The 24,425-nt window shown below is 58.0% G+C and carries 24 protein-coding genes, 1 tRNA gene and 2 pseudogenes; 15 read left to right on the top strand and 12 right to left on the bottom strand.

Annotation, left to right across the window (positions count from 1 at the left end; genetic code table 11):
- Positions 1-359: 359 nt before the first annotated feature.
- The 3 genes from ACQ66M_RS12235 to ACQ66M_RS12225 form a co-directional block, all read right to left on the bottom strand.
- Positions 360-821: a DUF1348 family protein gene (locus ACQ66M_RS12235; RefSeq protein WP_430404076.1), complete on the bottom strand. Its 462-nt coding sequence runs from the start codon at positions 819-821 to the stop codon at positions 360-362.
- Between the two features lie 62 nt (positions 822-883).
- A complete protein-coding gene (locus ACQ66M_RS12230) occupies positions 884-1,369 on the bottom strand; it encodes a YHS domain-containing (seleno)protein (RefSeq protein ID WP_430404074.1) in 486 nt (161 codons plus the stop codon).
- Between the two features lie 227 nt (positions 1,370-1,596).
- Positions 1,597-2,418, bottom strand: a complete 822-nt coding sequence (locus ACQ66M_RS12225) for an isochorismatase family protein (protein WP_430404072.1) — start codon at positions 2,416-2,418, stop codon at positions 1,597-1,599.
- Between the two features lie 259 nt (positions 2,419-2,677).
- Here ACQ66M_RS12225 and ACQ66M_RS12220 point away from each other — a divergent pair, with 259 nt between their 5' ends.
- Together ACQ66M_RS12220 and ACQ66M_RS12215 are read left to right on the top strand one after the other, a co-directional pair.
- Positions 2,678-3,676, top strand: coding sequence for an AraC family transcriptional regulator (locus tag ACQ66M_RS12220; protein WP_430404070.1), 999 nt, complete (start codon positions 2,678-2,680; stop codon positions 3,674-3,676).
- A gap of 232 nt (positions 3,677-3,908) precedes the next feature.
- Positions 3,909-4,106: pseudogene (locus tag ACQ66M_RS12215) on the top strand (integrase core domain-containing protein); the annotation flags it as partial.
- Between the two features lie 111 nt (positions 4,107-4,217).
- Here the strand turns inward: ACQ66M_RS12215 and ACQ66M_RS12210 are convergent.
- Positions 4,218-4,757 carry a TetR/AcrR family transcriptional regulator gene (locus ACQ66M_RS12210; RefSeq protein ID WP_430404068.1) on the bottom strand — a complete coding sequence of 180 codons (540 nt, stop codon included), beginning with the start codon at positions 4,755-4,757 and terminating at the stop codon, positions 4,218-4,220.
- Positions 4,758-4,919: 162 nt separating this feature from the next.
- Here ACQ66M_RS12210 and ACQ66M_RS12205 point away from each other — a divergent pair, with 162 nt between their 5' ends.
- The 6 genes and pseudogenes from ACQ66M_RS12205 to ACQ66M_RS12180 all read left to right on the top strand — a co-directional run.
- Positions 4,920-5,936, top strand: coding sequence for an alpha/beta fold hydrolase (locus ACQ66M_RS12205; protein ID WP_430404066.1), 1,017 nt, complete (start codon positions 4,920-4,922; stop codon positions 5,934-5,936).
- Positions 5,937-5,980: 44 nt separating this feature from the next.
- Positions 5,981-6,574, top strand: a complete 594-nt coding sequence (locus ACQ66M_RS12200; RefSeq protein ID WP_430404064.1) for a 2-hydroxychromene-2-carboxylate isomerase — start codon at positions 5,981-5,983, stop codon at positions 6,572-6,574.
- Positions 6,571-7,266: an SDR family NAD(P)-dependent oxidoreductase gene (locus ACQ66M_RS12195; RefSeq protein ID WP_430404062.1), complete on the top strand. Its 696-nt coding sequence runs from the start codon at positions 6,571-6,573 to the stop codon at positions 7,264-7,266. Before ACQ66M_RS12200 ends, ACQ66M_RS12195 begins: the two co-directional genes overlap by 4 nt.
- Positions 7,253-7,744 carry a PaaI family thioesterase gene (locus ACQ66M_RS12190; protein WP_430404060.1) on the top strand — a complete coding sequence of 164 codons (492 nt, stop codon included), beginning with the start codon at positions 7,253-7,255 and terminating at the stop codon, positions 7,742-7,744. The genes ACQ66M_RS12195 and ACQ66M_RS12190 overlap by 14 nt, the downstream gene beginning before the upstream one ends.
- A gap of 60 nt (positions 7,745-7,804) precedes the next feature.
- Entirely contained in the window at positions 7,805-8,989 is a 1,185-nt protein-coding gene (locus tag ACQ66M_RS12185; RefSeq protein WP_430404058.1) for a thiolase family protein, read from the top strand.
- Positions 8,990-9,199: 210 nt separating this feature from the next.
- A pseudogene (locus tag ACQ66M_RS12180) lies at positions 9,200-9,313 on the top strand (IS6 family transposase); the annotation flags it as partial.
- A gap of 633 nt (positions 9,314-9,946) precedes the next feature.
- Here the strand turns inward: ACQ66M_RS12180 and trpS are convergent.
- Positions 9,947-10,948, bottom strand: a complete 1,002-nt coding sequence (gene trpS, locus ACQ66M_RS12175; protein WP_430404056.1) for a tryptophan--tRNA ligase — start codon at positions 10,946-10,948, stop codon at positions 9,947-9,949.
- A gap of 349 nt (positions 10,949-11,297) precedes the next feature.
- Complete coding sequence (locus ACQ66M_RS12170) at positions 11,298-11,810, bottom strand: GNAT family N-acetyltransferase (protein WP_430404054.1); 513 nt, start codon at positions 11,808-11,810, stop codon at positions 11,298-11,300.
- Positions 11,811-12,069: 259 nt separating this feature from the next.
- On the opposite strand from ACQ66M_RS12170, the gene ACQ66M_RS12165 reads away from it, so the two are divergent.
- From ACQ66M_RS12165 to ACQ66M_RS12150, 4 genes are all read left to right on the top strand, one after another.
- Positions 12,070-13,077: an AraC family transcriptional regulator ligand-binding domain-containing protein gene (locus tag ACQ66M_RS12165; RefSeq protein ID WP_430404052.1), complete on the top strand. Its 1,008-nt coding sequence runs from the start codon at positions 12,070-12,072 to the stop codon at positions 13,075-13,077.
- A gap of 104 nt (positions 13,078-13,181) precedes the next feature.
- Positions 13,182-14,027, top strand: coding sequence for an NAD(P)H-binding protein (locus tag ACQ66M_RS12160; protein ID WP_430404050.1), 846 nt, complete (start codon positions 13,182-13,184; stop codon positions 14,025-14,027).
- Entirely contained in the window at positions 14,024-14,446 is a 423-nt protein-coding gene (locus ACQ66M_RS12155) for a DUF4345 domain-containing protein (protein ID WP_430404048.1), read from the top strand. The genes ACQ66M_RS12160 and ACQ66M_RS12155 overlap by 4 nt, the downstream gene beginning before the upstream one ends.
- Positions 14,447-14,527: 81 nt before the next feature.
- On the top strand, positions 14,528-15,019 hold the full coding sequence (locus tag ACQ66M_RS12150; RefSeq protein ID WP_430404046.1) for a DUF1772 domain-containing protein: 492 nt from the start codon (positions 14,528-14,530) through the stop codon (positions 15,017-15,019).
- A gap of 341 nt (positions 15,020-15,360) precedes the next feature.
- Here the strand turns inward: ACQ66M_RS12150 and ACQ66M_RS12145 are convergent, their stop codons facing one another.
- Genes ACQ66M_RS12145 through ACQ66M_RS12135 form a run of 3 tightly spaced genes read right to left on the bottom strand, consistent with a single transcriptional unit; the run spans position 15,361 to position 18,491 of the window.
- The gene (locus ACQ66M_RS12145; RefSeq protein WP_430404044.1) at positions 15,361-16,620 is read right to left on the bottom strand and encodes a serine hydrolase domain-containing protein; all 1,260 of its coding nucleotides are present in this window, start codon (positions 16,618-16,620) and stop codon (positions 15,361-15,363) included.
- A gap of 48 nt (positions 16,621-16,668) precedes the next feature.
- On the bottom strand, positions 16,669-17,655 hold the full coding sequence (locus tag ACQ66M_RS12140) for a M23 family metallopeptidase (protein ID WP_430404042.1): 987 nt from the start codon (positions 17,653-17,655) through the stop codon (positions 16,669-16,671).
- Entirely contained in the window at positions 17,652-18,491 is an 840-nt protein-coding gene (locus tag ACQ66M_RS12135) for a DUF6544 family protein (RefSeq protein ID WP_430404040.1), read from the bottom strand. The genes ACQ66M_RS12140 and ACQ66M_RS12135 overlap by 4 nt, the downstream gene beginning before the upstream one ends.
- Before the next feature lie 102 nt (positions 18,492-18,593).
- Between ACQ66M_RS12135 and ACQ66M_RS12130 the strand changes: the two genes are divergently transcribed.
- Both ACQ66M_RS12130 and ACQ66M_RS12125 read left to right on the top strand, forming a co-directional pair.
- Positions 18,594-19,487: a CPBP family intramembrane glutamic endopeptidase gene (locus ACQ66M_RS12130; protein WP_430404038.1), complete on the top strand. Its 894-nt coding sequence runs from the start codon at positions 18,594-18,596 to the stop codon at positions 19,485-19,487.
- Positions 19,412-20,707: a serine hydrolase domain-containing protein gene (locus ACQ66M_RS12125; protein ID WP_430404036.1), complete on the top strand. Its 1,296-nt coding sequence runs from the start codon at positions 19,412-19,414 to the stop codon at positions 20,705-20,707. The genes ACQ66M_RS12130 and ACQ66M_RS12125 overlap by 76 nt, the downstream gene beginning before the upstream one ends.
- Positions 20,708-21,210: 503 nt before the next feature.
- Here ACQ66M_RS12125 and ACQ66M_RS12120 read toward each other — a convergent pair.
- Both ACQ66M_RS12120 and ACQ66M_RS12115 read right to left on the bottom strand, forming a co-directional pair.
- On the bottom strand, positions 21,211-22,638 hold the full coding sequence (locus ACQ66M_RS12120; protein ID WP_430404034.1) for a DUF6538 domain-containing protein: 1,428 nt from the start codon (positions 22,636-22,638) through the stop codon (positions 21,211-21,213).
- Positions 22,639-22,764: 126 nt separating this feature from the next.
- Positions 22,765-22,849, bottom strand: a tRNA-Leu gene (locus tag ACQ66M_RS12115).
- Between the two features lie 86 nt (positions 22,850-22,935).
- On the opposite strand from ACQ66M_RS12115, the gene lipB reads away from it, so the two are divergent.
- Positions 22,936-23,634 (top strand): lipoyl(octanoyl) transferase LipB, encoded by a 699-nt coding sequence (lipB, locus tag ACQ66M_RS12110; RefSeq protein ID WP_430404032.1) that lies wholly within the window; start codon positions 22,936-22,938, stop codon positions 23,632-23,634.
- Here the strand turns inward: lipB and ACQ66M_RS12105 are convergent.
- Complete coding sequence (locus ACQ66M_RS12105) at positions 23,619-24,413, bottom strand: hypothetical protein (RefSeq protein ID WP_350170671.1); 795 nt, start codon at positions 24,411-24,413, stop codon at positions 23,619-23,621. The genes lipB and ACQ66M_RS12105 overlap by 16 nt on opposite strands.
- Positions 24,414-24,425: the final 12 nt, after the last annotated feature.

Genomic DNA, 24,425 nt, shown 5'->3' with positions numbered 1-24,425 from the left:
CAGTATGCCCGTCCCGTTGAAGCCTGGATTTTCTCGACAGGTCTACCGAGATCCTCCTGCGCGACACATTCCATGCGCCGAACCAAAGCAACTGTGATCTGCAGAAGGACTGGCAACCTGCGCGCTGTCCAGCTGCTGCCCGGTCACACAAAAATCGACAGCACGGATCGATATCTCGGTGTTGAGGTCGAAGATGCGCTTCACGCTGGCAGAACGTATCGAACTGTAAACTCCGTTCTCCACAGTTCTGGTGTCAACCCGCAGCCATTTCCCCTGCCGGACGCAAACGCAGGGTCACGCTGTTTGCTGCGCCAACGCGTACAGCGAAACCTTCAATGCGATGGAGCTGCCTGCAATCGCTAGAGATCCAACGTGGTCAATCCGGGGTAGGTATCTGGCCGCCGGCCAAGCGGCCAGTATAGCAACCTCTCCACTTCCCGGATTGGCAGGTCATTGATGCTGGCGTAGCGGCGCTTCATCAGGCCATCCTCGTCGAACTCCCAGTTTTCATTTCCATACGCGCGGAACCAGTTGCCCTCATCATTGTGGTATTCATAAGCGTAGCGGACAGCGATCCGGTTGTCCCGGAAAGCGAACAATTCCTTCACGAGACGGTACTCGTGTTCCTGACGCCATTTCGATTCGAGAAAGCGCACGATCTCGCTGCGTCCAGAGATGAACATCCGGCGATTGCGCCAGAGACTGTCAATTGAGTAGGCCATCGACACCTTCTCCGGATCGCGGCTGTTCCAGCCGTCTTCGGCAAGGCGAACCTTTTCGATGGCCGTTTCGAGGTTGAAAGGTGGGACGGGCTTGCGCATTGGTCTTCTCCGGAAATCAGGGCGGGATGGCGGCCTGGCCGAGCCAGGCCGCCGCGTGGTCGCTACAGGTCACCAACCGCTTTGTGATTGATGCTCGGCCAGGTTTTCTCGGCCCTGGCGATCGTGCCCTTGCGGTCCTTCTTGTACTTCTCGAAGATCGCAGCGTTGACGAAGAGATAGAGCTTGCCGTCAACGATATCGGCATAGTGCGGGTCGCCATCGAACTTCTTGCCGACCGCGACCGCGTAGGCGCAGAAGCCGCCATATTGCGGCTTGTATTTGGAAGGGTCCGCCTTGAAACGGCGGGCCGTGTCCTCGGAGGCGAAGTAATAGGCGACGCCATCGTTGACGACAGTGTGGGCGGCATCGCCTTCGGCAACCGCGTTCAGTGTCGAAAGGGCAACCGTGTCCACACCATGTACGCCGAGCGGAACGCCGGCAGCGGTGATTCCCGTCGAGACGTTGTGTTCGTCCTCGGCGAGGCCTGGCAAAGCCGGGATGAAAGCAAGGGCAAGCATGGTGCCGGCAAGAAGAAGTCTGTTGGTCATTTTTCAGTTCCTCGTTTGAGAGCGCTGCAGGTGCAGCGATGGGTTGAAGCCATGACGGTCGCAGGAGCAGCCAACACGGCGGGGCATCGGTCAGCGACATGCAAAGCCTGTCGCTGGCGAATGGGGTGAAGGCGCCCGGCTGGCAGGAGAGATGTGACGTGCGCCAGCCGGGCGCTGTCAGGTCATCCCGGCACAGGGGGAACGCCGGAATGATCTGAGGAGGCTGGTCAGTGGCGATACGCCGCCTTGATCGCCTTCACCGTATTGGCGGTGTTGTCGACCTTGCTTGCGATCATCCGGAAATTTGTGAGTGAGGCGTCGTAGCCATTGTAGTGCTCGGTGATCGCCCCGGCGGTCGCGTCGGTGACCACCATGACTTCGAAGCCTTGTTCGATCAGGCTGCGCATGTGCGACTCGGTGCAAAGGTTCGACGACATGCCCGCCAGGATGACTTTCGAAATTCCGGCCTTTCGCAGCTGAAGCGCGAGGTCATTGCTGTCGGGCCCATAGACCTTGTGGGGACTGGTCACGACCGTATTGCCGTTTTCGATATATGGTTTGTACTGCTCGAGCCAGTCGGCGCCAGAGCCTTCAAACCCTTTCAGGTCGAGCGCGCCTGGCCGGTCGAACATGCCGATCGAGTGCATCAGCGTTTCCAGTGCACCTTCGAATTTCCAGCGATGGTCGTGTTCATAGTAATAGTGCGGCGAAATGAAGAGCGGCATGCCGGTTTCCTCGGAAGCCCTGAACAGAGCGTCGATGTTCTGCACCGTTCCGTTCTCGGTAATGCTCTGGCCAACGACACCCCAGGTGACGCCCTCGGGAGAGAGGAAGTCATTCTGAGGGTCGGTCACCACAATGGCGGTCTCACCGGCGACGATGTCAAAGCCTGGCATGGGCAGTCCGTCATTGACAGGCGGCAGCGAGGCGGTTGCAGGCCGGCCCTTGCCATCCTGGGCAGACGCGGCCCCGGCAAAGACGGAAATCGCAATCGTTGCGGATATGACGATTGTCATGATCGGGTCGGGTTTATCTTTTCGGTCGTACATGGCAGCAGGTCTCCAGATCGGTTATCACAGACCCCGAACCGGTCCGGAGTGAGGCTATGTGGCCGCCTGTCCGCAATCTGGTTCAAGGTGTGGTAAAGCTATCGGCGGACAGGCCTGCCGGTATTGACGGCGCGCGACAGGTTTTTGACCGCTCGCGTCAACCTCCCGCCCCGAACCATTTGAACCTTCGGGAAAAGCCCCTAAAGTGAGCGCACTGAGGCGTGGGGATGGGGCGCGGTTGCTTTGGCCGCGGACAGATATGGCGCAGATATCCGCACTGTTTGCGGTCAGGATGATTGATCAGGCCGGGCCGGACCTCGACCGGGCTGCCCTTTTCAGATCCTGCGGCCTCGACATGTCCTCCCCGCCCGACCCAACCGTCATGGTCTCCGATACAGACTATTACTCCCTGCTTGAAACGATCGCCGAAAGAGAACAGCCCGATATCGGTTTCCACATTCGCGTCTCGCAATCGATAACCTGCGCGGATCTTGGCGCAGTCGGACTGGCCTGGAAGTCAGCGCCGGACCTTCGCCGCTCGTTCCAGCGGATGGACCGGTATGCCAGACTTTATAATACGGCATCGACGTTCAAGCTCGTCGACAATGGCGACACCTACCTCTGGACGCACAAGCGGACCACGCCGGACCGCCTGGGAATGTACCTTTCGAATGAGGGGGCCCTGGCCACATATGTCAGCATCTGCCGTGAAGCGACCGGAGCCCACAATCGTCCCCAGTCAGTACAGTTCCGCCACCGGCCTTTTGGCAGCCAGAAAGCCCTTGAAACGTATTTCCGGTGCCCGGTGGTCTTCGGCGCGGATATCGATGCCATCGTCCTGCCGGCCGAGCGGCTGGACATGCCCAACCTCGTCGGTGACCAGAGTATCTGGAAGTTCTTCTCCGAGCACATTGAAGAGACGCTGGCCGATGACAAGGTGTCCTTCGAACGCCAGATCGTGTTGCAGATTGCCGACATGCTGAGCGATGGCGTCCCACCGGTCACGTCTGTCGCGGCCAGTCTCGGCATGAGCGTCCGCACTTTGCAACGGCGTCTCGCCGATGCAGGTGTGACCTACCAGCACCTCGTCAACCAGGCCCGGCTGGAACTGGCCCAGTCGCTCATGGGTGGAACCAGATACTCCCTGGCAGAGATTGCCTTCCTGACAGGATTTTCGGAACAGAGCGCCTTTACCCGTGCTTTCAAGCGCTGGGTCGGCAAGACGCCTGGCGCGTTCAGGAGCGAGGCTCGCGCCTGAACCCCGTTCCCGACATGTGCCAGCATCTGATACCATAGATCAGAACCCTGGCGGCCTCGGACATCGATTCCACTGAGGAGATTTCCGATGCGACGACTGTCCACCATTTCCGTCTTCGCTTGCCCTGCCCTTTTTTCCGGCGATCCGATTGCCGCTGCTGATGTGGGACACGCCCACAATCCGGCAGATACAATATCCACGGCGTCAGACCATCCTGACAGCCACCGGCATTTCGCGCCCCGGCACCCCGACGGACAATGCGCACATCGAGTCCTTCAACGGATCGCTCCGGGACGAGTGCCTGAACATCAACTGGTTTGCTTCCCTGGCCGAGGCAAAGCGGCTGATCGAGGCGTGGAGGCGCGACTACAATGAGAGCCGGCCTCACATGGCTCACAATGGGCAATCTCCATCTGAGTTTGCCCGCAACGTCGGCCTATGCCATGGTGGCAAGGTCAAAATCGCTGCTGGATTTGAACGCCAAGGTCGGACCACCAGAGCCAAGCACTTCACAGTTGCGGACCAAACTAGGGGTTGGACTTCAACTTACTTTCTGTGTTGCCGCCGACAGAAGCTCCAAGGCTAACTGGCGGTCTTCATCAACCACAGCACGTGCGAGAGCAAGCGCACCAATGGCGGCAGACAAGCGGGAAATTACCTCTGCGCGGTTCTTCGCAGCACTGCCACACGCAATATATTCGCGCAGCCCTGATGCAAAGGCCTTGCGCACAGACTCAGGCTGGCGCGTCATTTCGGTTGCGGTCGCGGCGAACGGGCAACCCTTAGCGATATTATCGAGATGCGCCTCGCTCAGATAGGCTTTGAGAAATACGTCGATCCCCTTCGCTTCGACAGTCCTGGCGAATAAATCGTTAGTCTGTTTGATCGCTTGATCCAAAGCTTGCGCGGCCAGGTCTTCGCGCGATGTGAAATGGTTGTAGAAGCCGCCATGCGTCAGACCCGCGCCCGCCATTACTTCTGCCACGCCAATACCTGATGGGCCCTTTTCGCGGATCAGGCGAGCTGCGGCGTTGAGAATAGCCTCGCGGTTCTTTGCCTTCTGCTCTGCTGAAACCTTCATTCTCAACTCCAAAAACTGAATTACTCGGCACATCAAAGTCTGAGCATATTGCTGATCAACGTCATCATAAGTTAGCCGGCTTGGTGGCGCAACTTGATTGGATGGCCCTGCGCGGGCGGAACGGCTGGAAAAGGACCACTCAATTTTCCGTTGACCACAAAAATGATAGCTGTCATTAAAACTATTAATGATAAATATCATCAAAATGGTGATTGTCGGCCGATTAGTCCTCAAGCGATGGAGAAAGACATGATTAACAGGCGCACTTTGATGGCTACGGGCGCACTTGCCGCGGCAGCCCTCGCCGCCATGCCGGCGTCAACAGCGTCGGCGGAGAACCATGCGAGTCAGGCCCTGACCGCGCAGAGTCGAACCGTTGAGATTGAAGGTGGCACAATCGCCTATCGCCGGTTTGGCCAAGGGCGGCCTTTGCTGTTCATTCAGCGCTTCCGCGGCGGCATGGACGATTGGGATCCGGCGCTGCTTGATGCTTTGGCGCATGGTCGTGAAGTTATCCTGTTCGATAGTCTCGGCGTATCAGAAAGCACCGGCGAAACGCCCTCCACACTCGAAGGAGCCGCAGATATCGCCGCGCACCTTATCGCGGCGTTGGGGTTGGATAAGCCGGACATAATCGGCTGGTCGATGGGCGGTATGACAGCACAGATACTGGCCTTGAGATATCCCGATGCGATTGGAAAAGTCATTCTTGCGGGCACCACTCCTGCAGGTGGAACTCCGGAATTCACACCCCCTTCACAGGATTGGTTCGCTGTTGCCGGCCAGCCGCAATACACAGTCGATGATCTGACGTTTCTGTTCTTCACCGATACACCGGCTGGCCAGGCCGCTGGAGCAGCTTCGGCAGAGCGTATCTCGGCCCGACGCCCGGCTCAGGAAATGAAAACAACGCCCGCGGTGATGGCTGCACAAGTCGCTGCAACTACATCTTTCCTGAGAAACGAAGGCGGCTGGTACGAGCGTTTGCCTGAGATCAACACAGCAGTTCTGGTCGCAAACGGGGACCGCGACGCGTCGTTTCCGGTGATTAATTCGGTAATCCTCGCTCGCGAAATTCCCGGCGCTCAACTCGTGATCTATCCCGATGCAGGTCACGGCTTCCATTTCCAATATGCCGAGCGCTTCGCTGAAGACGCACTGCAATTCCTGAACGATTGAGCCTGCTCGCGCCGTCAGCCCAAACCACCTCTGGAGTGTCATACATGCCTGCTACCATTGAATTATTCTATGATTTCCGCAGCCCCTACAGCTATCTCGCATTTACTCAGCTAGTTAGGATAGATGCAGAACTGATCCTGCGGCCAATGTCGCTACTGTCGGTGATGGAAAAGGTTGGCAACGTGCCGACCACTCTCACCTGCAAGGCCAAGGGAGACTATGCGCGGGTCGATCTGGGTCGGTGGGCTCATCGTTACGGGGTGGCACTTAACCCTTCGGATATGCGTGCAAATGATGGCGATGCCTGTTCGCGCGCTGTTCTTGGTGCCGCATCGACCGATGAAGCGATTGCTGTGACCCTGGCGCTCTACCGAGCATTGTGGAGTAAGGCCGTCACTCTGGGCGATTCGGCTGCCGTGGTTAAGACGCTAAAAGATGCTGGGGTCGACACGGCGACGATTGCCACGCGCATTGATGGTGCTGAAATCGTGGATAAACTCGCAACCAACACCGAGGAAGCGGCGCAGCGCGGCGTGTTCGGTTCGCCCACCATGTTCGTCGGCGATGCCATGTTCTTCGGCAACGATCGGCTTGACTTTGTCGCGCAGGAACTCGCGCGGCAGGATCAGGCAGCATGAGGGACAAGCGACCGCTAGCGTTGATAACCGGGGTGGGCCCGGGCACCGGTTCCGCGCTGGTAAAGCGCTTCGCCGAAGGAGGCTACCGCGTCGCCATGCTCGCACGCGATGCCGACCGACTGTCGCAGTTAGCCGATGAAATCGAAGGGACGATCGCTGTGCCATGCGATGTAACCGACGAAGCTGCGTTGGCGCAGGTGATTGCAGATGTAGGCGCTCCTAAGATCGTCGTTCACAATGCCGTTGGCGGCGCATTCGGAACCTGGGACCAGATTGAGACCGAAACGCTGCGCCAGAATATGGAGATTAATACGCTTTCACTTCTCCATCTCGCCAAGTTAACGGCTCCGGCGATGATCGAAGAAGGTGAAGGCGCTATCGTAGTAACTGGAAACACTTCAGCTCTTCGCGGCAGCGCGATGTTCGCCGGTTTTGCCCCCAGCAAGGCGGCCCAGCGTATTCTCGCCGAGTCGCTGGCCCGCGATCTTGGACCCAGGGGCGTACATGTCGCTTACCTGATCATTGATGCCGTTATCGACGTTCCCTGGGCGCGCGCGCGCTATGCGGAGAAAGCTGATGACTTCTTCATTTCGCCCACCTCGATCGCAGCGGAAGTCTATCATCTTGCGCATCAGCCGAAAGATGCCTGGTCCTTCCTGGCTGAAGTTCGCCCCTTTCATGAGCTATGGTGATCCGATGACAGATAAATCCGACATTCCTCAAACCGGACTGGACCAGGTGCTGGCAATGATTGCACGCGATGCCGGGGCGCCGATCGGCGAAACACTCGGCTTCTCGATCATCCATGCCGAAGATGGCAAGGTGATCGTCGAAGGGCACCCTGACCACCGCGTATACAATCCCATGGGCAGCGTGCATGGCGGATATGCGGCGACACTTCTCGACACCGCCTGCGCCCTCTGTGTACATACGACCCTGCCAGCGGGTCGTGCACACACGACACTCGAGCTCAAGACTTCATATCTGCGCGGGCTGACCGTTGAAAGTGGTCCGGTGCGCGCCACCGGAAAGGTCATATCAGCTGGCCGCCGCGTCGCCTTCAGTGAGGCGTCCCTTGAAGATGCGCAGGGTCGCATTTGCGCAACCGCCACATCGACCGTCCTGCTTTTCGATGTCGCCCCGGACAGCCCGAAGGCGTTCCGGGCATGACCCATCCGCGATCCGAACCTTCACAGCTTTGCTTTCCCCGCGCCTCCATAGGACCTCGACATGACAACTCGTGACATCATTCTCGCTCACCCCGTCCGGACGGCGATCGGAACTTATGGGGGGTCCCTTAAAACGGTCCCGGCAACGGCGCTCGGTGCGGCCGTTATAGGCGAAACTCTCCGGCGATCCGGACTGGACGGTGAGGACATCGGTACGGTCGTCATGGGTAATGTCGTCCAGGCTGGCAATCGGATGAATCCTGCCCGCCAGGCCTCAATCGGCGGTGGCTTGCCGGTTTCTGTACCCGCCATGACGGTTAACCGTGTCTGCGGGTCCGGAGCCCAGGCAATCCTCACGGCCGCGCAGGAAATTTCCAGTGGAAGCGTAAAGGTCGCGATCGCCGGCGGCATGGAGAACATGGATCGTGCCCCCTATCTGCTCGACGGCGGGCGTTGGGGTTACCGCATGGGTCCGGCTGAAATCATGGACAGCATGCTCACCGACGGTCTCAATGACGCCTTTTCCGGCAAGCATTCCGGCTGGCATACAGAAGACCTTGTCGCCAGCATGCAGATCACGCGGGACGAGCAGGACGCATTCGCTGCGCGCTCGCAGCAGCGTTTCGCAAGTGCACAGGCCGAGGGCCATTTTGCCGATGAAATCGTGACCGTTGAGATCAAGGGCAAGAAAGGCACGGTAGCCTTCGACACGGATGAAGCGCCGCGCCCGGACACGACAGTCAATACGCTTGCCAGGTTGAGGCCGGCCTTCCGGCCTGAAGGCACGATCACGGCCGGCAACGCGCCGGGACTCAACGGCGCAGCGGCGGCCATGATTGTTGCGGAGCGCAGCTTTGCAGATGCGAGAGGTATCGAACCAATGGCGCGGCTGGCTGGATATGGCATTGCCGGTGTGGAACCAGGCATGTTCGGAATGGGCCCCGTGCCCGCCGTCCGCCTGGCTATCGAGCGGGCTGGCTGGCAGCAAGGGGACATCGATCGGATTGAGATCAATGAAGCGTTCGCGGCCGTTCCGCTCGCCGTCGCCAAAGAGCTTGGGCTGCCACTCGACATCATCAATGTAGAAGGTGGCGCAATCGCGCATGGACATCCAATTGGCGCGACAGGCGCGATCCTGACGACCCGCCTGCTGTACAGCATGAAGCGTGACGGCCTCAAAAGGGGCATGATCACGCTCTGCATTGGCGGTGGTCAGGGCATAGCCGTCGCCCTGGAGGCGCTTTGAAGGTCGCGAAGAGAGAGAATTGAACAGCGCCGGGTTTGTCGGCGGCCATTTTCTTTGAGAGCGTGGACCCATGACAGAAAAGAAGCAGAGACCTCCTGACTGGCCAGAGGTGCGTGAGCGAGCCATTCGGATGGTGATGGAGCATGGCGGGGGGGCAGTGTCGGCGGAACCGGGCTTGAGAAGGTCGATCCAGCGACGCAGCCTCTGCAAATGGCCCAGAATACGTTTCGCTATTTCAATACCTCGCCCGACATCATCCAGCTTGGCGTGTTGTTGTGCATCCGATTTCCTCTGTCGCTTCGCAATATCCCAGACCTGCTTCATCGTGCCCGCGAACGTCCACTCATGGCGATTTTCTGCCTGTCGATGGAAGCTCATCGATCAGCAGCAATGGGCGCAGAACCGGACATTCACTAATCCGGATGCTGGGCAAAATCGATCTTGAAACCTGCACGGTCCTATTCATAGGCCAACCGCGGTCTTTATGATAAAGTGAACTAATGAGTTACGATGTTGGTTCTGGTGATCTTGTGCTCTGCGTGAATGCGGCGCCGAACCACGTGACCGGCCAACCCGTGCCTCTCGTCGCGGGAGAGACATATCGGGTATGGACGGTCATGGAGTTTGCCTGCCCATGCGGACGGTCCGACGCTTTACTAGACGTCGGCATTGACTTTGCTTGGTGCCAGTCTCGCTTCCGGATCCTACCCAAGCCAAAGGCGAAGACCACGACGCGTCGCATCTCGGCACCGAAAGAAACAGAAACCGTGTGACGAGTCTTACGGCGCCTTGGGGCGCAAAAGCAGTCGAAAGAAATTTTCCCGACAGAGGCAATTCTCGGCCCTTTGTTGCCGTTTGCCAAGACAATGCTAAATGGCTTAAATCACCCCATAAAATGGACGCTTCTCATCCCCAGTTTTTCGATGGTACACTAATGCGTTTATCTTGCTTGGATTCTCACAATCTGAAAAATCCGAGCCCTTCAAACAACTCTGACTTTGTTTGCTCTGTTCGATTTAGAGCTTTTCTAGTGCCCTCTCGTACCATATCGCGAACATCGTCGGGCCTTTGTTCAAATTCTGATCGACGCTCGCGAATAGGCTCCAGAAGGTTCTGCAGAGTTAGATCAAGAAGACTTTTTAATTTCACATCTCCGAGACCACCTCGACGATACTGACATTTTAGATCTTCGACCTCCTCGACGTCATCGTGAAAGGCATCAAGATACGTGAACACCACATTTCCCTCGACCTGCCCGGGATCATCGACCCTGAGGTGATTTGGATCTGTATACATCGCCTTTACGGCGGATGATATTTCGGCGGGGTTCGCGGATAAGTTTACAGAATTTCCTGCGGACTTACTCATTTTCGATACGCCATCAACGCCAGGTAAACGTCCTGCCTTGGGCACGATTGCTTCGACTTCTTTGAGTAGGTCTCGATCCGCAATCGAGTTGACCTTACGAATGATTTCGTTCGTTTGCTCAATCATAGGGACCTGGTCTTCACCGACTGGCACCACTGTGGCTTTGAATCCCGTTATGTCGGCCGCTTGAGCTGCCGGGTAGCAAAGGAACCCTGCCGGAATACTCTTATCAAAGCCACGAGCGCGTATTTCTTCTTTCACTGTGGGATTGCGTTGCAGTCGCCCCACCGAGACGAAGTTGAGATATAGCATTGAAAGTTCTGCAAGTGCAGGCAAATGAGACTGAAGGCAAATCGTCGTTTTCTGCGGGTCAATGCCGACCGCGAGATAATCCATCGCCACTTCTAAAACGCTGTCCTTCACTTTGCCGATCTGACCAATATTGTCGGTTAGAGCTTGCGAATCCGCGAGCAAAATAAATTGCTCGTGCGTCTCTTGGTATCTCAAACGATTTTTGAGAGAGCCAGCATAATGGCCTAAATGAAGCGGGCCGGTTGTGCGATCGCCCGTTAGAATGACTGGTTTTGACATTGTGTTCTCCTGGGGTTTTGGGAACACCGCAGGAGAGGAAACAAAAAAGGCCGCCCATGCGGCGACCCAATTTGAAATCAAAAAGTTAGGCCACCCGATTATCGGATGTGCCACCAAGCGACGTTTTGATTGCTTCGTTTAGTCATGCGCATTGCGTACATGGCAAGACTATCCGCGTCAACTTTTGGGGCGATGTCTGATCTGATGAGGGGCTTAACACACCTCAAGTAAGACACTGGTCACAGTGAACCGGATGACGGCATCTGGCGAGTTCCAGCCTGATGGCAAAGTCTTCCTAAATGAGCATTGTTGGCCCAACTGCGACGGTGAGCTTGGCCTACAACCGGGCTCAGTCGTGAAAGGCGGGATGAAAGCTAAACCGGCCTACGGGGGCGGTACCAGCGAGCTGCAGAACCATGAAATATTCAGGTGGTTCTTTTTCGGGCGTCTGCGCAGGGGCGGGGAGGAAGCCATGTCGGGTATAGTAGTTGGGGTCGCCAACAAGAATACAGCCCCGGGCTTTTCTGGCCGTCATCCAGGCTTTGGCTTCGGCGATCAGCTGTCCTCCGATGCCTTTTTTCTGTAGCGCCGGGTCAACGCTTATAGGACCGAGCCCATACCAGCCCGCTTCTCCGCTTTCGTGAGTGACCGGCGACAGCGCCAGGTGGCCGACGACTTTTCCTCTCTGCTCTGCGACGAGTGACAGACTTAGCGCGCCTTCGTCACGCAGAACATTGATCAAGCGTTGCTCATCGCCGGCGGCAAATGGCATTGTTGCAAAGGCTTGCTTGGTTACATTGTAGATTGCTCGCTGATCTATTGGCTCTTCTGGCCGTATCCGGATATCCATGGGTTGAATCATTTTCAGAATGTCCGTTGCGCGAGGTCGGTTCTTGCGTGCCAGAAAGATAGGCGAAGAACCTCAGCCTGCCTACCCCGACTTCTACCGCTATGGCCGCTTTCGGCGACTTCCAGCCAGATGGGCCAGGTCTTCTCGAAAGAGCATTGTTGGCCCTTTGCGGACGCAGACCACTACGAAATCGCGCGTCTGGCTTCGGGTCTACCAGCGATGATCGAAACTCAGCCTTCATGTTCCGGCATCGATGCGATATCCTCACCGGATGGCGGAGATTACATCACTGTACGTATACAAGGTCGTGGAGCAGGCCAGCGACGGTCTCGAGACGCGAGATCTTGTCGAAGGTCTGGGTCTCAACCCCGATGGCCCCGTTGATCCGTCCCAGATGGTGTCGTCTACGGATTACTATCGGTTCTTCGCAGAGCTGTCCGCAAGAGATCCGGACGGTCTAAGACTTCCGCTCAAAATCGGCGCGGCCATGCGCATTGACGAGTACGGCGCATTTGGACTGGCCTGGAAATCGGCGCCCGATTTGCGCGGCTCCTACGTGCGATCGGAGCGCTACGGCCATGTCCTTGGCAGCGCTGAAACCTACGCCTTGGAGCAATCCGACGATGGCGTCTTCTTCAGTCTGGACAAGGCCGGCAATGGAAGTCTTGGCATGTTGCTCTCCAATGAAGCCAGCATGTCTGCGGTTGTCGCGATCAGTCAGGAAGTGAACATCGCACCATTCCTGCCGAAGGGCATCTTCTTCAAGCACCCATCACGGGGCGACGTCTCTGTGTACGAGGCGCACTTCGGTTGCCCTGTTCACTTCGAGGCACAGCGCGATGCTATTCTGGTGACCGACGACATGCTGTCAGTGCCCAACAAGTTGGGCGACGAGACCATCGCCCGGTTTTTCGACCGACACCTTGCGACAGAGCTGGCCGCTCTGGCAGACGACACGGGATTGGAGCAACGATTCAGGATTGCGGTGTCCCAAACCCTCAGTGAAGGCGTGCCAACCGTCACCGACATCGCCAGCCAACTCGGCATGAGCGGGCGAACCCTGCAGCGGCGCCTCTCTGACAAGGGCGCCTCATTCCAGAGCCTGGTGGACCTGGCGCGCCGTGAGCTTGCCGAGCAGTTACTCAAGGACACCGACTACAGCCTCGCAGAAGTGGCGTTTCTGACAGGTTTCGCAGAGCAAAGCGGCTTCACCAGGGCATTCAAGCGCTGGGCGGGTCAAACGCCGCGATCCTACAGGCTGGGCGGCGACCCTGCCTGACAAGGTTTTGGCGCGATCGGCCAAAACCCTGGCGCATAACGGCAAGAGCGAACCACGCCGCTTCTCTATCCATTGACTTGCAACAACCCGAAAGGAGCAAGTTGATGAACTTCCTGCATAAACCCAAACCGCTTACCCTGGTGCTCGGCGGCACCGGCAAGACAGGCCGCCGTGTGGCGGACCGCCTGAAGGCGGTGGGCGAGACCGTCCGTATCGGGTCCCGTTCGGCAGTCCCCAGCTTTGACTGGGACAATGAGGCGAGCTGGGACACAGCCATGAAAGGGGTAACAGCCGTCTATATTACCTACGCGCCTGACCTTGCCTTCCCAGGGGCAACCGATGCCATTCAGGCTTTTGTCAACAAGGCGAGGAAGGCTGGCGTGAGGCGGCTCGTGCTCCTTTCGGGCCGTGGCGAGGAAGAAGCCCAGGCTTGCGAACGCATTGTCCAGACCTCCGGCATCGACTGGACGATTGTGCGCGCGAGCTGGTTCAACCAGAACTTCTCAGAAGGCGCCTTCATCGACATGGTGTTGAACGGTGCGATCACGCTGCCGGCTGGCGATACGCCGGAGCCTTTCGTCGATGCAGATGATATCGCTGATGTCGTCGCTGCAGCGTTGACCCAGGAACACCACGCAGGAAAAGTCTATGAGGTCACCGGTCCAAGGCTGATGACACTAGCTGATGTGGCCGCAGACCTGTCCGACGCCACGGGCCGCAAGATTACCTATGTGAATGTGCCCCATGACGGCTTCATGGCCGAAATCGAGGCGTCTGGCGCACCAACGGAGGTGGCCTGGATGCTCGACTATCTCTTTGCCACCGTCCTTGATGGACGAAATGCCAGCCTGACCGATGGCGTAGCCAGGGCCCTCGGCCGTCCACCCAAGGACTTCGCTGCCTATGCCCGCGACGTGGCCCGCACCGGAGTCTGGGAGCGCGCAGCATGAAGCAGGTCATCACACGAACCTTGCTTGCCGGATCAGGGGCGCTTCTCGGCGTCATCGGCGCCGCCATGCTGACGAAAACGGCAGCGTTCCTTGCGATGAGCGATGTGGAGATTGACCCCGATCCAGGCCTTCTGTCAGAGCTCAAGGCACCGAGCGTCCTCCTGATCCTTGCCGGAACGTGCATGCTGGTGGGGAGCGTTCGAAGTCGATTTGCGGATCTGGGCCTTGCGGTCGGCGCGGTCGTTTATGGCAGCTACGGCGTCGCGAGGATTGCGGGCATGGTGATCGACGGCCTTCCAACCGGCTCACTGCTCATCGCGACTCTGATCGAACTCGTCCTGGCCGCGCTCCTGATGGCGCTTCGCCTCTCAAGACCGAACGCGCCTCAAGCCGGGGCCCAGCAACCCAAGGCAGCTTGAACTGGACCGCCCGTCGTGTCGGGGCTCGGACATCTGAGCGCCCTCACATACGCACAAATATTCTCTCAAGGATCACTCGACATGACCCATGACGCGCCCCTCTACCTCTCGCTCTTCCTTGCCATCTGGAGCGCCGTTGTCGGCGGTGTGTTCTCGGCCTTTTCCGAATTTATCATGCGCGGTCTGCTGCGCGCCGCACCAGCCGGCGGCATTGAAGCCATGCAACACATCAACCGCACGGTTCTGCGCTCGCAATTCGTGGCCGGCATTCTGGTCATCACGCCAATGTCGATCGCGATCGGCATCTACGCCGCTGGTGCTCTGGACGGGGCGGCCAAACTGGCTCTCATCGCCGCGCCCCTGTTCTATGTCCCATCCGTGTTCCTGATGACCGTGTTCGGCAATGTGCCCATGAACAAACGGCTGGAAAGCCTTGACCATCGCTCGGCAGAAGCCGCCATCTACTGGCAGACCTACAGCCGGGACTGGACACGTCTCAACCATGTGCGCACCGTCGGCAGCGTTCTGACCTCAGGGCTCTATTTGACCGCCGCGGTCAGCTTGGTTGCCTAGAAGCCGAAACAATTGAAGCGTCCGGCGGCTTAAGACGTCCGGACGTTTTCGTGTTCGATACGCATGGTGTGGCATTCGGCCAGATTTGGCCCCACCGAAACGCTCGGCCAATGTTGTCCATGGACAACTTCTGGCGAATTTTTGCCGGATGGCTTCCCGCCTGCGAGCGGCGGCAAAGGGCGCAAAACCAGACATTAGAAATTCGGCGTCTTCAAGCGGTTTTTGGCTCTTAGTTGCCCTCCGCATTGTTGTTATCGAACGACCGGATTGAAAAAACGGTCATCGATAATGTCAGAATGTCTATCCTTCCAACGAACAAAATGGGCCATGTGTGCAGCGATCTAGTTTTTCTCCGACCTCGCAGAATGGTGGTGCCAAATCCGACCCGTAAACCAGATTAGGGTGAAAAGCAGACATGCGAAGATTGCCTGCTTAGCCGCCCGCAAGGTCGACGGTCTAAGCCGTGAGTTCAGTTCGGAAACGTCAGGGCGCCCCACCTGCCAAAATGTCCATTCAGATGCCAGTTCGGCGGCAAATACGGGATCTCCGGTCGACAGGATAATGATAGCGTCGGACGTGTCCGGATTGATGCGAACCGCTGTGCTTATGGCCGGATTGTTACGCCCATCATGACCAAATATGAAATCGCCGCTTTCGGTTTTTGCACTCAGGAGGGTTCCGAGTCCGTAGACCTCACGACCCAAGACATTCGCATGTGGTGAACGCATTTCAGAAAGGTCGTCAGGCCAAAGCAGGATTTCATCTCCTGACCTCAGCCCGCTTCGGTTCAAATGCGCGAGCACTAAGATCGTCATGTCTCGCGGCGTTGTATAAAGGGAAGCGGCGGCGAGTGCCGTAAAGTGATGGGTTGGCGCCGGCTGCCCTCTCTCATCGTATGACGTGACAAGGCGGCGCAAGAGTTCATCATCCGGCTCAAATTCACTGTCGGTCATACCCAATGGTAACAGAACCTGCTCGCGCATGTATTGATCAAAGGCGAGCCTCGAGACGTCTTCGATCATCAACTGCAGAAGCGTGTAGCCACCGCCAGAATAGAGGAAACGCTCACCGGGCGGCATGCCGAGCTCGACCCTGCCGGACGCGCCCGGCATTGCATCTGTCGCGCGGGTCAGCGATTCTGCAGGGCTCTGGCGGTGATCAGCGTCGGAAAAGCCCATATAGCCAAGACCGTCAGTGAGACCGGCTTTGTGGCTGAGAAGCCGGCGGATTGTGACGTCTTTCTCGTCATATCGGCTTGGCGGCAACGACCAACTCTTGAGATAGGTTGAGACGGGTGCGTCCAGGTCGATCAATCCGTCCGAGGCAAGCGCCATCACGCCTGCTGCGGTGACCCATTTACTGAGCGAGGCAATCTGAAACACGGACTTCTCCGATATGGGTGCGCCAATCGAATAAGTAAGATTTTTGGATACAGCGCCGTCCTCAATCAAAACAATGAATGCATTGGCGACCGTTGTTTCTGTCAGATTGTCACGCGCGGCCTGCATAAATGCAGAAGGATCGCTTTCCGGCGCTATTGGAGTGCGGTTCCATCCATTGAGCGTTTGCAGAACAGTAAATCCGGTCCAGCCAACTATCATAGTCAGAGCGCAAAGCGCGTATAGCAGGAACCTACGCATTTCGGAGCCTCAAGGCGTCGTGGCTGTCGGTGCGGTTTCTATCACCAATCTATCATTTCTTACGGGGAACTTGCCATCGAAGGTCAGAAAGAGCGGCTCGCCGGACAGTAGCGGCCCCGAGCCAGGCAGGCGCTGAACATGGACATGGAGATGGGGCTCGGTGGATTGACCGGAATTACCAGCATCGCCGACATGCTGTCCGACGGTAACCTGATCGCCCGGGGACACGGATACGCTTGCCTGCCTAAAATGGGCGAGCAAGACCGCATAATCGTCGCACTGAATCAGCACATGGTTGCCCTCAAGCCTTGATGTATCCGTGGTCGGAACAACCATGTCCGGCATACCGTCATCCGACGCGATCACAATGCCTCGACATGGGGCGTAAACCGGCTCACCAAAAATACGATAGGCAGCGGGATCGGTTGGGCGCCAGCCAGGCGCCCTTAGCCCCCACTCATCAATTTTGATAAGATCGACAGCATAGGACTGCCCCCTGTAGGCAGCCTGACGTTCCGTTTTGGGATGAAGCGTCAGGAAATGCCCGTTTACGGCGCTCGTCGCGCCACCATTGGCCGCAAGATAGATGCCAGGACCCATCGGAAACGCAATGTCGATCGGTGTGCGCTCCGACGGGAGTGCTCGTCCTTGCATACCCTGGATGATTGGCCGCGCAGCCAATATGCCAAGCCCGGAAAATAGTGCGACGACCATCCAGTTTGACACACTGCCAGGGAGCAATGGACCGCGCCGAAATCCACCCGGAGCGCGCCAGATCATGATGCCAAGCCATAACGCCAGATAGAGATAAGGGGTCCACCATGGTGGAATCATCCAGAGGGAGACGGTCAGAAGCGATAGCAGGACAAGTCCCGTGAACAAGGCGTGAGCGAGGAAGCCAAGTCTGCTGCTCAAGGGCGTCAATGCGAGCCAGGTGAGCAATATCAGCGGAAGACCGATCTGGAGTCCGATTGCTGAGATGTCGAGTAGGCTCATGACCCGTTTCCCAGGAAACGGATACCCGTCACAACAGCCTTGAAGAAAGGAAAATAGTCTGGCGTGCCGATATGATTTCCGCCCTCGACGCGAGTGGGAAGACGGTAGCCCTCAAACTCCCTGAAATCTGAGAGGTCCCCGCCAAAGGGCTGCTCGCGGAACTGTTTTTCAGAGTTTGCATTGCTCCATCGTTGAATGACGACCCGACTCGGTGCGCCGCGATCATCCACAGTGATGTCTACAGCCTGCTCGAAGGCACCATATTGGACGAAAGCTCTTGCAACGTTCTCATCTAGCGGTTCCCAGCGCACATGGTCGCCGGGCAGAAGACTTGCCGGCGCCCAGAATGCGGCTTCAGCCGCGACGCGGCCAAATGCAGACCGACGATGGTCGAGGCCGCTTGCCCGTACCACGGGAAACAGACCAAACAGCCAGAAACGCGTCCAGGAACTTTCGGGCAGTGCGCCATCCGAGCCGCTGATAGCGCCAGTTTTCACTTTCCAGACGAGACCTTGGGGCGGCGCCAGAATCTGCCTGGCCTGCATGGATTGGTAATTCGGTGCTGCCATCGTGCCGAGACCGAGCTCTCCCATCATGTCGATTTCGACGACCGTATGGAGGGGCGTACCCGGCTGAATCGTGAATCTGAAATAGCGCCGGGCCGGCTCGGGAAGGTCAGCGACCATTGCAGGGTCGAACGTTCGCCCATTCCCGGACCCCATCCCGGCCAGATACTTCCAGGCAGACTGGTCCGCGCGCCCATCAACTGCCCTCCAGCCTGCCAAGGCGGCGACAAGAAGGGCCAGGAAACCAATGAGATACACAAGCCAGATCATTTTCACGGGTGATAACACTTAATTCGGAGCTGCATTTGCGTAGATTGCTCGAAACCAATTTATCACGGATCAAATCCTACAACACATCAGGGAATACCCTGAATGACGACGGACACAGACCGACGTATTTCCTGCTGCAAGATTGATCATGGGTATCCGGGGGAGACTATGGCAGCCGAGAGGACCGAAGACCGGATTGGGACAGCGCAGCTAATGCTGTTTCTCATGTTGGTGTTTGGCCTTGCCTGGTCGATTTTCGCGCTGTTCATTTTTGCGACAGACTGGGTGGTTTCGACATTTGGTGAACTGAGCGGCAGCCACCCGCTGTTCATCCTGGCGGTCTATGCCCCCGCGATTTCAGCGCTGATGCTTGTGGTCATGCATGCCGGCTTGGCGGGGAGCGGCCGGTTCCTGTCGCGTCTGCTCCTGTGGCGAGCCTCTTTCTGGTGGTATGCCTTCCTTGTCTTGTGCTTTCCGGCAATTTCCTTCGCGGGCGCTGCGCTGAAGGGCAATGCCATGTCTGCGCCCTTGTTCACCGAGTCACTTGGCGTCCTGCTGCCGTCGATCGGATTCATGATGATTCTGGGACCGATGGAAGAGATCGGCTGGCGCGGCTTTGCCCTGCCGATCCTGCAGCGCCGATTTGTGCCCTTCTGGGCGGGACTCATTCTTGGCGTAATCTGGGCGGTCTGGCACTTGCCCGCCTTTCTCCTGAGCGGAACGCCGCAGGCAGCTTGGGGTTTCATGCCATTCTTTGCGGGGTCGGTCGCGTGCAGCGTAATCCTCACCGCATTCTTCAATAATGCGCGCGGTAGCATTCTGCTCGCGATGCTGTTTCACTTCCAGATGAACAATCCGCTCTGGCCCGATGCACAGCCCTTCGACATGTATGTCTATGTTGCGGCTGCGGTGCTCGTCGTATGTCTCAACCGGCGAACGCTGTTTTCGAGAACCAATGCCGTAACGGATGTCATTCCACGCAGCGACGAGGCCTGAGAGTAATTTTGATGAGCTCATTATCCGGACAAAGCCGAACACCGCTCGTGTTGGTCGGTTTCGCTATTGCTATGGTCGCCTGCGCCAGCTCACCTTCCGGATCCGATGCTTTTGAAACAAGGTTAATTTCTGCGACGCGGAATCTGATCAAGGACTATGACCTGCCCGGCATGACGGTGGCCATAGCCGGACCGGATGGTGTCATGTCCGTCGCTGCTGGCGACGCCGACCCCGACAACGGCCGCGCCATGACGTCTGAAACAACCATGCTGGCGGCAAGTATCGGCAAGACCTTCGTTGCAGCGACAGTGCTGCAAATGTCCGATGAAGGGAAACTGAAACTTGATGATCCCATCTCCGATTGGCTGGGAGACAAACACTGGTTCGACCGTCTTCCGAATGCGAGTGGCATCACCATTCGTCACCTCCTTCAACACAGGTCAGGCCTCCAGGACCATGTTCACATGCAAGCGTTTTCCGATCTCTGGCTTGGCGGAGGAGAAGACCTGGCGCCCGAGGATTTGATTGCACTCGTGCTCGATAGGGAGCCCCTGTTCCCTGCCGGAGAAGCATGGTCGTATTCCGACACCGGATACCTGATGCTCGGACTCATTGTTGAGAAAGTTGCAGGGCGATCCTATGAGGATGAGATCCGTGAGCGGTTCCTGAACCCGCTCGGACTGACCTCGACCGGACCTTCGAACCAGAAACGTCTGCCACAGCTTGCGAGCGGTTATGCGTCGGGGGGACTCGGCCTGGGACTTCCTGTCAAGACCACGGATGACAGCGGAGCCATGGTCTGGAATCCAGCAATCGAATGGACGGGCGGCGGGCTCTATTCGACCTCCCATGACCTCGCGCTTTGGGGTCGGTATTTTCTGTCGGGTCGTCTGCTGACTGAAAGCACCTATCAGCAAGCCCTTGGTGGCGTCGCTGCTTCGGACGGTGATGCAAACTCACTTTACGGTCTCGGCATTTCGATACGACTGGATAGTCCCTGGGGGCCGGTCTATGGACATCGTGGATGGATCCCGGGCTACGTGTCGAGCCTCCAGTATTATCCGGAATACGATACGGCCATCGCATTCCAGACCAATACGGATATCGGGATTATTGATGCGCCTGAACCGATTATTCTCCGTATTGAAAAGACGATTGCGACTGTCGTGCTCAGCGATATGGCAAAAGATGACAACAGGCAGCGCCCGCGGGGCGATTGATCGCGGATATCGGGAGATCCGGTCAAACACTTAATGTCTGACACCTCAAAACCAAGCTTCTGTTTTCGGTTTGATCATGACAACCGCTTTGGACGCAAAGTAAAAAATTCGATCCGTGCACATCCAATATCCTACATTGGCGAGTTCCAGCCAGATGGGTAAGACTTCCTGAAAGGAAGTCCTTGGCGCCTGCCCGCCGATCGCTTTCTCAGTTTGAAACAGCCGATCTGCGCCACATTCAAAACGTGCGCGGAGTCTTAGACATCTTTAGCAGGCACCATTGGGCCTCCGCCTGCGCACCTGTTGCGTCGCTGGCGAGTTGCTGACGTTGGATTTGTCTCCTGCCAATGTCTCCTGACGGTATCAGGCGGACATTGCCGCGGCGGGTTCTGAGCGGCAGAAATGGGCCATTCCCCCCAAATTGCGATGTCTTATGAACAGCGGAGTTGATCAGATTTGGCCGGTGCCCCAGGCCCTGCCTGATCTTCGCGCTCTCATCGTTTTCAGCCCGCCCGCCCGCCCACTGATGGCGCACGATCGGGGAAGGCTTCGTCGATCCGACTGAACACTTCCGGTAAAAACGGATGGGCAATCTTCAGGAGTTCATCTCGCCGGTAAGCCATCGAGCCTCCGTCGCCATAGCTCGGCCGTGTGTTGCGATGTCCCATCAGGAGACATCGCAGGCCATAGTCGATATTGGCTTCCTGCATGCGCTGCTCAAACGCGTGACGGAAGGAATAGATCACATGTTCCGGGGTCGGAAAAAGGCCCCGCGCCCGGAACGCCTTCATCATATTGGCGGAGAAGAGTTCACCGCGTTCATGATAGTGCGGAAATCCGGTCGGAGACCTTCGCGCTGCCTCCAGTGCCACGCCGACGAGCGGAATATCCCTTATGGAGGCTTCAGTCTTGATCTCGCGGGCTTCGCGCGGCCGGATGGAGATGCAGGGGATCTCGGCGTCCAGCCGGATGTCGCCAGGCTGCAGATTGATGATCTCGCTCGGACGGCAGCCGGTTTCGATCAGCAGGTAGGTTATGAGCTGCAACTCAGCCCTGATACCGATCAGGGCGCCAGGCGCCAGGATCCGGCCGCGGACCCAGTCATCAGGAAAGGCCGGCACCTCAGTGCGTGATTTCGCCTTGAAGAACAGGTTTCGGAACGGGTTCTGCCGGTTTTCTTCACCGACATGCTTGTAATAGGCGCTGTAGAGCAGCCGGATATTGCCGAGATGCCTGTTGGCAGTATTCGGCTTGACGGTCTTGCCATCCCCATCCGCGCCGGTGACGCGCCCTGACCAGTAGCGATGGTATTTCAGGGCGTGCTCGCGCGTGATCTCCGACAGTCTGAGGTCGCCCACCTGTTCGATAAAATAGCTGATCGACAGGCGTTTGACCTTGCGCCACTGATAGGCCTGCGCATCCGATTTTCCATACTGGTCGTCGATCGCAATCTCTCTGAGATAAAGGTCAAGCGCCTCGCTCACCGTGACCTCTGGCTCTTCCACCCCTCCGAGCAGGGCCTCGATCCTGCCCAGGTGCAATTCGCCCTGCGAACGCCCCTGCGCCTCGACCGCCAGGAGCCGCCTGACAACATCTTCGATATCCTGCTCGCCGATCAGCTGCTCCAGGGGCCTGTAGCGGAAACCTGACGCCAGCGCAGCCGTGCGTGCCGCCTCATAGCGCTGGAATGCGAGCGTGCGGCTTCCTTCACCGCCCGCCCCGGCAAGCGCCATGGCGCCCCAGTAGGCGTCGTCAGCGGCGACGAGCTCATCGCGGCGGATCCGGGCTGTTTCCTGCGACGTCGTGCCGAGCGCAAGCCTGATCGTCCCGCGATCATCATAGCGCTCATATTTCTTCGGGACCCGGCGATAATAGTGCCAGTGCTCCCCCCTCCGGCGCAGGTATCGCTCAGCGGAACGCGATCTCTTCATGCATTTTTGTAGCACAAAATGTGCGCAATTTGTAGCACAAATTCAGACGCATTGCGAAAACAGCCGCTCAGCATGCCTGCAAGGCATTGATTTTTAATAATTATTTTTCCGGATGAACTGCCAGACTGGTGCGGTCAAGAGGACTCGAACCTCCACGGGTTGCCCCACAGCGACCTCAACGCTGCGCGTCTACCAATTCCGCCATGACCGCACACTGGTCTGTAACAGGCAGACGGGCCGTATAAGGCGCGCGCAAACCTTTGTGAAGCCCCGATTGTCGCCTATATGCGAACAGTCATGCAGAATTTTCCTTCCGTCGAATGGGCTGTGTCTGATGCCCCTGTCCCTTATGAGGCCGCCACAGGCTTCATGGAGGCGCGCGCACGGGCGATTCGCGAAGGCGCGGCGTCAGAGATGGTCTGGTTCCTGGAGCATCCGCCGCTCTACACATCGGGCACATCGGCCAAACCGGAAGACCTGAAGGATTCCGCCCGATTTCCCGTTTTCGACGCCGGGCGCGGCGGCCAGTACACCTATCACGGCCCCGGTCAGCGGGTCGCCTATGTGATGCTTGATGTCGGCGCACGTGGCCGGGACGTGCGAGCTTTCGTGCAGAACCTCGAAGCGTGGATCATTGCCGCCCTCAGCGCCTTCAATGTCGAAGCCGGGCCGCGCGAGGGCCGCGTTGGCGTCTGGGTAGACCGCTCCCAGGGCGGGAGCGACCTGCGCGAAGACAAGATTGCCGCCATTGGCGTGCGCCTGAAGCGCTGGGTGAGCTTTCACGGCATTTCACTGAACGTGGAGCCGGACCTGGAGCATTTCTCCGGCATCACCCCCTGCGGCATTGCCGATCCGCGCTATGGTGTGACCAGTCTTGTCGATCTTGGCATTCCTGCCGGGATGAGCGATGTCGACATTGCGTTGCGCGACGCGTTCGAAACGATCTTCGCCAGTCGGCTCGTGGCCGTGCCTTGCCCGCTTCAGGTCGCTTCGTAGGGCCTCCGCCGCGCTTCATTCTCCGGAATATGACTGCCCGTGCTGAACTCGCCTACGCCGCCGTTTGGCATGCGGGCGACATATAGCAAGGTCCAAAGCATCACGATGAAGGATGTCAGCATCCAGATCGGCACCGCCAGGCCAACACCGCCGCCAATGGCCATTTCCCGCGCAGTCTGCGGCTTGCCGGGCGGCCCGCGACGCGGGTCCTGCGGCCTTGCATCCGGATTTTCCTTCGCCTTGGCCTCGGCTTCCGCCCTGGCAGCCGCCGCCTTCACCGGATCGGCAGCAATCTCTCGCTCCAGCGCCGCCTTGGCCTCGATCTGCGCATGCTGGGCGATGCCGCCCGTCACGCCAAGGGCGAAGCCGACCATTCCGAGGATCAGCGGCAGCAGGACGATGCCGGCAAGCAGCGTGGAACGCCCCGCTTCAGCGAGCCGCCGCATGTGCGCAGCGAAGGAGGTGTATTCCGTCAGGAACACGAACAGAACAAATGGAACAAGCATGGCCGGCACCGGCAAGGGGCCGAGATTGACCGGACTGTTGAACGCACCGGTCTTGACCCCGGCAATGCCGATAATGGCGACCACGCATGTCGGCACGATATAGAGCAGGACGCGGCCCATGAACATGAAGGTCCAGGCGCGGCTGAAATGCAGTTTGCTGCTCTGACCCATCGGATTGAACAGGGTCTGGATCCAGTCCATCGTTGCGGGATTATCCCGCTTGTCGAGAATCCACGGACGGCTCGGATCGATCACATTTGGCGAGTCAGACATTGGAAATATCCT

Source organism: Hyphomonas sp. (assembly GCF_965284475.1).
Lineage (GTDB): Bacteria > Pseudomonadota > Alphaproteobacteria > Caulobacterales > Hyphomonadaceae > Hyphomonas.
Note: the sequence above shows the minus strand (reverse complement) of the source record. Positions and strands in the feature narration are given on the sequence as shown.